Source organism: uncultured Cetobacterium sp. (assembly GCF_947039425.1).
In the GTDB taxonomy this organism is placed as follows: domain Bacteria; phylum Fusobacteriota; class Fusobacteriia; order Fusobacteriales; family Fusobacteriaceae; genus Cetobacterium_A.
Genome location: NZ_CAMQYW010000073.1, coordinates 1 through 7,234 on the forward strand (window position 1 = coordinate 1; position 7,234 = coordinate 7,234).

Consider the following 7,234-nt stretch of genomic DNA (forward strand, 5'->3'; position numbering starts at 1 on the left):
AGATACGAATTCGTGACTGGAGTTCAGACGTGTGCTCTTCCGATCTAAAAAAGCATTTTACCAAAAATATCTTTAGGTTTTTTAATAAATAAAGAGAGTGCTTTAAAAAAATATCCTCCTAGACTGTGGATAAATTTACGAGAAGCACAACTTCCTATTATAATGTATCCCTGAGGGAAAGATGTTAATTTTAAATGTTCTTGGGCAATGAAAGATCCCATACTATGTGCTAAAATGAAAATTGGTGTTTTAGGAAAAGTTTCAAAGAGTTCATTAGTTATATTGACTTGATCTTGTATTAAAGTTTTAAAAGAAGTAGTAAAATTACCTAAAGAATTATTATTGAGAGCTAATTGACCATGGAATTTATGATCTGAAAGAACGACAACAATATTTTTTTTATTAAAAAAATCAACTAAGTCTAAATATCTTAAAGAATGCTCACCCATTCCATGCATAACTTGAATAATCCCTTCGGGATTTATAATATTTTTATTGAAAATTTTGTATTTTATCATATCTCCTCCAAAATAAAAACGAGCATTAAGCTCGTTTTTTTTATTTAAAAATGCTGATTAAATAGAAAGTATAAACTATTAAAAATACAATTCCATGCCATCTTTTTAATGTTTGATTTTTAAATATAAATAAAAGCAATAAAATTGAAGCAATTATATTCATAATTAAATCAGTAATAGAACTTTTAGGAATATTAATAGGTGATATTGCAACAGAAGTTCCTAATATGAAAAAAGTATTGAAAATATTTGAACCAACAACATTACCAATAGCAATATCTGAATTTTTCTTTAAAGCTGCAACTATAGATGTAGCGAGTTCAGGAAGAGAAGTTCCTAAAGACACTATAGTAATAGATATTATTCGTTCAGAAATTCCAAAGTTTCTAGCAATATTAACAGCAGAATCTACAATGAAATTTCCCCCAAACACAAGTAAAATAAATCCTAATAAAGTTACAATACATGCTACAGGAAAAGAATAGGATTTAACTTCTAGTTGACTTTCTTCTTTATTTGTTATCGTTAGGAACGTGTTGTAACCTAAGAAACAAAGGAAAAAGAATAGTAAAATAAATCCATCCATTTTATCTAAAATATTATTATGAATTGCTAAAAAATAAGTTAAAAGAGATGCAAATATGGCAATAGGAATCTCAATTTTAACAGTGTTTTTAGAAACTGTTAGAGGATAAATAATAGAAGTAATTCCTAAAATAATTAAAATATTAATTATGTTACTTCCGATTACATTTCCAAGAGTTATTGCTGAATGTCCATCAAGAGCTGATATGACATTAACAACAAGTTCAGGAGCAGATGTTCCGAAAGCTACAATAGTTAAACCAATTACAATGTTTGGAATATTAAATCGTTTAGCTATTACAGAAGCACCATCTACTAAAAAGTTAGCTCCAAAAACTAAAAATAAAACTCCGAGAATTAAAAAAAATAAAGACATCATGATTCCTCCCTAAATTAGACTAAGCTTTTAATCCATTTGTGTGACATAACTCTAGGATAGGTAATTATACACTTGGCAATTTCTTCTAGACAAACAATAAAATAAAGTGTAGTTATTGTTAGTCCTGGAATAAAGTGTATTGCTAAAAATGCTAGTGGAATACCAATAATCCAAATTCCAAGTATTTCTGTACAAATAGCATAAATAACATCTCCACCACCTCTTAAAGTTCCGATTACCTGTATTATAGCATAGAATCTAACAGGAATAAACCAAGCCATAATTTTTAAAACAGTAATAACATGTTCACGTGTTTCTGGAGTAATTTTAAATATACCTACAACTAAAGGTGAGATAAAATAGAATAAAATTCCAATTATAATTCCTAAAAATACTCCAAATTGCGATATTTTTATTGAAAGTTCGTAAGCTTCCTCCGTCTTTTTCTCACCAATTTTATTACCAATTATAATAGCTGATGCAACTCCAATTCCAATACCAAAAATATTAAATAAATTATTAATTGTTATAGCAATCTGCATTGTAGCAGTTGCATTAATTCCTAATCTAGCATAGGCAATAGAATATGTAGAGATTCCTAAAATCCACATAATATCATTAAATATAACAGGTGATGCAATTTTAAAGAAATCTTTAATCATTTTTAATGTAAGATTTTTAATGCCATGAAATTTAGTTGCAATAATATTGTGTCTTCCATAGATCATAAATAATACAAAACTTAATTCCATTGTTCTTGAAATGGTTGTTCCAAGAGCAGCACCAGCAACACCAAGTTTAGGACATCCAAATTTACCAAAAATAAATAGGTAATTAAGGATAGCGTTAAAAATGATCCCTACAAAACTACCGTACATAGGTATTTTAGTTTGACCAGTACTTCTAAGAGCCATTGAAAAAGAAAGAGTAATCGCTGTTAAAATATAACTAGCAGAAACGATTCTTAAATATCCTACTCCTAAAGAGGTAACTGTTGGATCTTTTAAAAAAATATGTATTATATTAGCGGGAAAAATAAATGCAATGGCTGCGAAAATAACTGAAACCAATCCGGAAATCAATAGAGATAAATCTAAAAATTCATGAATTTTTGAGATATCTCTTTTACCCCAAAGCTGGGACATAAAAATAGAAGCTCCCATCCCAATACCAGAAACAGTATAGTAAAAAATCATATAAAATTGATTGGATAAACCAACTGCAGCAATTTCACTTTCTCCTAATTTTCCTACCATAATATTGTCTAAAAGATTTAGAGATGCAGTAATTAAACTTTGTAAAATTATTGGAATAGCTAAAGACATTAACATTTTGATAAAACTTTTTTCAAATTTAAATTTTTGTAACATAAAACTCCTTCTCTAAAAAAAGAGCAGATGGGTTATTAGCTGCCCATCTGCTCCTCTTTATTTTATTTTTTTTTATTTTTTGTAATTTTCTTTTTCTTATGTTTTTTAGTTAAAGAATTATTGTTTTCTTTTTTAGGTATAGAGTATTCAACATAAGATTTTATATGTGCGAATTTTTCAATGATAATTGGATTTTTAGCTACAGAGAATCCAAATTGCCCAATTGGTTTTTTTGCCATAGGGAAATATTCTCCATGACAGTAATTAATTAAATTTGCCCATTCAAAATGGATTTTTCCATTTTCATCCATAAGTTTTTTATCAATGTGAGATCCCATAACTTCTGCTAAAAATAAGTCATGAGTTCCTAAAGGGATAATTTGCTTAACTTTACACTCAATATTAACTGGAAATTCAGCTAAATATGGTGCTGATATATGATGACCTGGTTTTGATGTTAAGTTAAGTTTTTTTATTTTATCAATATCTCTCCCAGAGATAACTCCGCAATAGTCGGTTTCTCTAACTTGAAAACTATTTGGTAAGTTAACTGTGAACTCCATAGTCTCTTTTATAAATTCGTAAGAAAGTCTTTCAGGCCTAATTGCAATAGAGAGCATTGGAGGATTTGTACAAATTGTTCCAGTCCATGCAACAGTGAAAGCATTTTCCTTTCCTTCTTTGTTTTTAGAAGTAATAACGACAGCAGGAACAGGATTTAAAAAGACGCTACCTTTAAATAACTCTTTATTCATTTTGTTACTCCTTTAATAATTTTATGTGATTTATATTATATCAGAAAAATTTAAAATAGGCTCTCTTTTTTTTTAAAATTTAATAATGATTGACTTGAAGACGAGCATTAGGTATAATATATTATGTGTATGTATATTATTTATGGTTCTAATGTGATTAAAAGGAAAGATGAGTTCGAATCTCACACGGTCCCGCCACTGTAAGGATGACAAAATCAGGAAAACCACTGTATAAGCTTATATGGGAAGGTCTGAGAGTAGGTTGAATCTAAGTCAGGAGACCTGCCATAAATTTATAAAATATAAAATCTGCGGAGAACAGATTCTTATTTAGATTTGCATAGTTCAATTCTAATTTTAAATTTCTTTTCTTTTCTCTTGTTTTATATTTCACTAAAAAACAATGTTTTGAGGAGTGCAAAATGAATCATAAAAATCTAATGGTAGTGGGAACTTCCTCTGGTGCTGGGAAAAGTATAACAGTTACAGGATTATGCAGAGTATTTTATAAAGATGGTTATAAAGTAGCCCCTTTTAAATCTCAAAATATGGCATTAAATTCATATATAACAGTGGATGGTCATGAGATGGGTAGAGCTCAAGCATTACAAGCTATGGCTTGTGAGATAGAAGCTGAATATTTTATGAATCCAATTCTTTTAAAACCAACAGGAGATAGGAAAATACAAGTTATTGTAAATGGAAAATCTATTGGAAATATGGGCGGTTTAGAGTACGGAGAGTTTAAAGGAAGTTTAAAAAAAGATATAAAAGAAGCCTATTCAATTATAGAGAGAAAGTTTAATATATGTGTAACAGAAGGGGCAGGGAGTCCCGTTGAATTAAATATGAAAAATGATGATATAGTAAATATGGGATTAGCTGAGATGATTGATGCTCCTGTAATCTTAGTTGCTGATATAGATAGAGGTGGAGTTTTTGCATCAATCTATGGAACAATAGAACTTATGACTCCAGAAGAAAAAAATAGAGTAAAGGGAGTTATTATAAATAAATTCAGAGGTAGTGTAGAGATACTACTTCCAGGATTAAAGAAAATAGAGGAGTTAACAGGTGTTCCTATTTTAGGAGTAATGCCATATTTTGAGCTTGATATAGAAGACGAAGATGGAGTTACAGATAAATTTAAAAAAATAAATGATAGAAAAGGGAAAATAAATGTTTCAGTAATTAAATTAAAACATATATCTAATTTTACAGATATTGATGCCTTAGGAGCTCACAAAGATATAAATATTAATTACGTAACGTCATTTCACGAACTAGGAGATGAAGATTTAATTGTTATTCCTGGATCTAAAAATACAATAGATGATTTAAAAGATATAAAAGATAAAGGAATAGCTCAAGAGATTATAAAAGCTTCTAGAAAAGGGATTCCTATAATAGGAATATGTGGTGGATTTCAAATATTAGGACAAAAAATATTAGATCCTTATGGAATAGAAAGCAATATAAAAGAACTTCCAGGACTAGGACTTTTAGATACAGAAACAATAATGGAGAAAGAGAAATTAACAGAACAGTACAATGGAAAGTTAATAGATGATAATGGTGTTTTAAAAGGACTTGGAGAGGTTTCTATTAAAGGATATGAGATTCATCAGGGAATGACTATTGGAAAAGAGAAAAATCTTACAGAAGATGAAAGACTTATAATTGTTTCTAAAGATAATATTTTAGGAACATATATTCATGGGATATTTGACAATAAAGAGATTACAGATTTTATATTAAATAAAATAAGAGAAAAAAAAGGTATGGAATTAAAAAACTCAGAAATGACTTTTGATGAATATAGATTAAATGAATTAGATAAATTAGAAAAAATAGTTAGAGAAAATATAGATATAAAAGCTATTTATAAAATCTTGGAGGATAAATAAATGAGTTTTATACTTAAGATGGGAATAGCATATATACTGGATTTAATTTTTGGAGATCCACATTGGTTTCCACATCCAGTTAGATTAATAGGAAAATTAATAACTTTTATAGAAGGAAAAATTTATAATTTTAAAAATAAAAGATTATTTGGAGGAGTCTTAGCTATAATAGTTGTATTTTTAACAGTTATAATTTCATACTATTTAGCAGGAATATCTCAATATTTAGAGATTTTTCTACTTTATACAACTTTAGCCACTAAAAGTTTAGGAGCTGAAGGGATAAAAGTATATAAGATTTTAAAAAGTGGAGATTTAGAACTTGCTCAAAGGGAACTATCATATTTGGTAAGTAGAGATACTGGCGAAATGAATGAGATACAAGTTGTAAGAAGTACCATGGAAACAATAGCAGAAAATACAGTAGATGGGATAATAGCTCCTATGTTTTATGCTTTTTTAGGAAGTACAATTGTAATCAATGGAGTAAGTTTAGCTTTACCTTTTGCTATGGGATATAAAGCTATAAATACACTGGATTCTATGGTTGGATATAAAAATGATAAGTATTTAGATTTTGGTAGATTTTCTGCAAAAATTGATGATTTAGTTAATCTTATACCAGCAAGAATATCAGGAGTATTACTAATTCCAATATCAGTAGCTATTTTAAGAATGGATTTTGTCAAAGCTATTAAAATATTTTTTAGAGATAGAAAAAATCATGCTAGTCCAAACTCTGGTCATCCTGAGTCTGCTTTTGCAGGAGCAATTGGTGTACAGTTTGGAGGAAGAACTAAGTATTTTGGAAAATATTTTGAAAAACCCACTATTGGGGATAAATTAAAAGAGTTTGAAATGGAAGACATAAAGAAGTGTTATAAAATCATGTTTGTAACATCTTTTGTGGGGATTGTATTCTTTTCACTTTTATTAAAAATTTTATAGGATGTGATGAATATGGATTTACATGGAGGAAATATCTATAAATTAAAAAGAGATGGAATAGATGAAATGTTAGATTATAGTTCTAATATAAATCCCTTAGGAGTTCCTAAAAGTTTTAAAGAAGCTGTGATTAAAAATATGGATGATCTTGAGAGATATCCAGATATTGATTATATTGAACTTAGACAAGAGATAGCTAAATATAATAATACAAATTTAGAGAATATTGTTGTTGGGAATGGAGCAACAGAGGTTTTATTTTTGTATATGAAAGCTATTGAAGGAAAAAAAGTTTTAATAATATCACCTACTTTTGCAGAATATGAAAGAGCGGCAAAAAGTGCTGGAAAAATAGTAAATTATTTTCCTTACGAAGAAGATTACTCTTTAGATATAGAGAAATTAAATAAGTTTTTAACTGATGAGGATATAGTAGTTTTATGCAATCCCAATAATCCAACAGGAAAATTTCAAGATTTAAAAAAAATAGAAAAACTTATTGAAATTTTACAAAAAAAAGAAAAAAAACTTTTTATAGATGAGGCATTTATAGAGTTTATGGATGGATGGATGGATAAAACATCCTTTTTATTAGAAAATAAAAATATATTTATATTAAGAGCATTAACTAAATATTTTGCAATTCCAGGAGTAAGACTTGGATATGGATTAACATATGATCAAGAGTTATTAACAAAAATTAATGAAGTAAGAGAACCTTGGAGTGTTAATGGAGTAGCTGAAATAGCTGGAAAAGTTATGCTAAATGACC

At 28.2% G+C, this 7,234-nt stretch carries 6 protein-coding genes and 1 riboswitch; of the genes, 3 read left to right on the forward strand and 3 right to left on the reverse strand.

Annotation, left to right across the window (positions count from 1 at the left end; genetic code table 11):
• Positions 1 to 558 precede the first annotated feature (558 nt).
• The 3 genes from Q0V09_RS05490 to Q0V09_RS05500 form a co-directional block, all read right to left on the reverse strand.
• Positions 559 to 1,479, reverse strand: a complete 921-nt coding sequence (locus Q0V09_RS05490; RefSeq protein WP_297407648.1) for a calcium/sodium antiporter — start codon at positions 1,477 to 1,479, stop codon at positions 559 to 561.
• Positions 1,480 to 1,496: 17 nt separating this feature from the next.
• On the reverse strand, positions 1,497 to 2,852 hold the full coding sequence (locus Q0V09_RS05495) for an MATE family efflux transporter (RefSeq protein WP_297487543.1): 1,356 nt from the start codon (positions 2,850 to 2,852) through the stop codon (positions 1,497 to 1,499).
• Positions 2,853 to 2,914: 62 nt separating this feature from the next.
• Positions 2,915 to 3,607 (reverse strand): flavin reductase family protein, encoded by a 693-nt coding sequence (locus tag Q0V09_RS05500; RefSeq protein ID WP_297487545.1) that lies wholly within the window; start codon positions 3,605 to 3,607, stop codon positions 2,915 to 2,917.
• A 126-nt stretch (positions 3,608 to 3,733) separates the two neighbouring features.
• Positions 3,734 to 3,912: riboswitch (cobalamin riboswitch) on the forward strand.
• Between the two features lie 117 nt (positions 3,913 to 4,029).
• On the opposite strand from Q0V09_RS05500, the gene Q0V09_RS05505 reads away from it, so the two are divergent.
• From Q0V09_RS05505 to Q0V09_RS05515, 3 genes are all read left to right on the forward strand, one after another.
• Positions 4,030 to 5,514, forward strand: coding sequence for a cobyric acid synthase (locus Q0V09_RS05505; RefSeq protein WP_297487547.1), 1,485 nt, complete (start codon positions 4,030 to 4,032; stop codon positions 5,512 to 5,514).
• Positions 5,515 to 6,462: an adenosylcobinamide-phosphate synthase CbiB gene (cbiB, locus tag Q0V09_RS05510; RefSeq protein ID WP_297487549.1), complete on the forward strand. Its 948-nt coding sequence runs from the start codon at positions 5,515 to 5,517 to the stop codon at positions 6,460 to 6,462.
• A 12-nt stretch (positions 6,463 to 6,474) separates the two neighbouring features.
• The coding region (locus Q0V09_RS05515; protein ID WP_297487551.1) for a histidinol-phosphate transaminase at positions 6,475 to 7,234 on the forward strand (760 nt) is incomplete at its 3' end.

Excerpts from the sequence above, each read along its gene's own strand:
- Q0V09_RS05490 (WP_297407648.1), bottom strand. The coding sequence starts at position 1,479 with ATGTCTTTATTTTTTTTAATTCTCGGAGTTTTATTTTTAGTTTTTGGA.
- Q0V09_RS05495 (WP_297487543.1), bottom strand. The coding sequence starts at position 2,852 with ATGTTACAAAAATTTAAATTTGAAAAAAGTTTTATCAAAATGTTAATG.
- Q0V09_RS05500 (WP_297487545.1), bottom strand. The coding sequence starts at position 3,607 with ATGAATAAAGAGTTATTTAAAGGTAGCGTCTTTTTAAATCCTGTTCCT.
- Q0V09_RS05505 (WP_297487547.1), top strand. The coding sequence starts at position 4,030 with ATGAATCATAAAAATCTAATGGTAGTGGGAACTTCCTCTGGTGCTGGG.
- cbiB (WP_297487549.1), top strand. The coding sequence starts at position 5,515 with ATGAGTTTTATACTTAAGATGGGAATAGCATATATACTGGATTTAATT.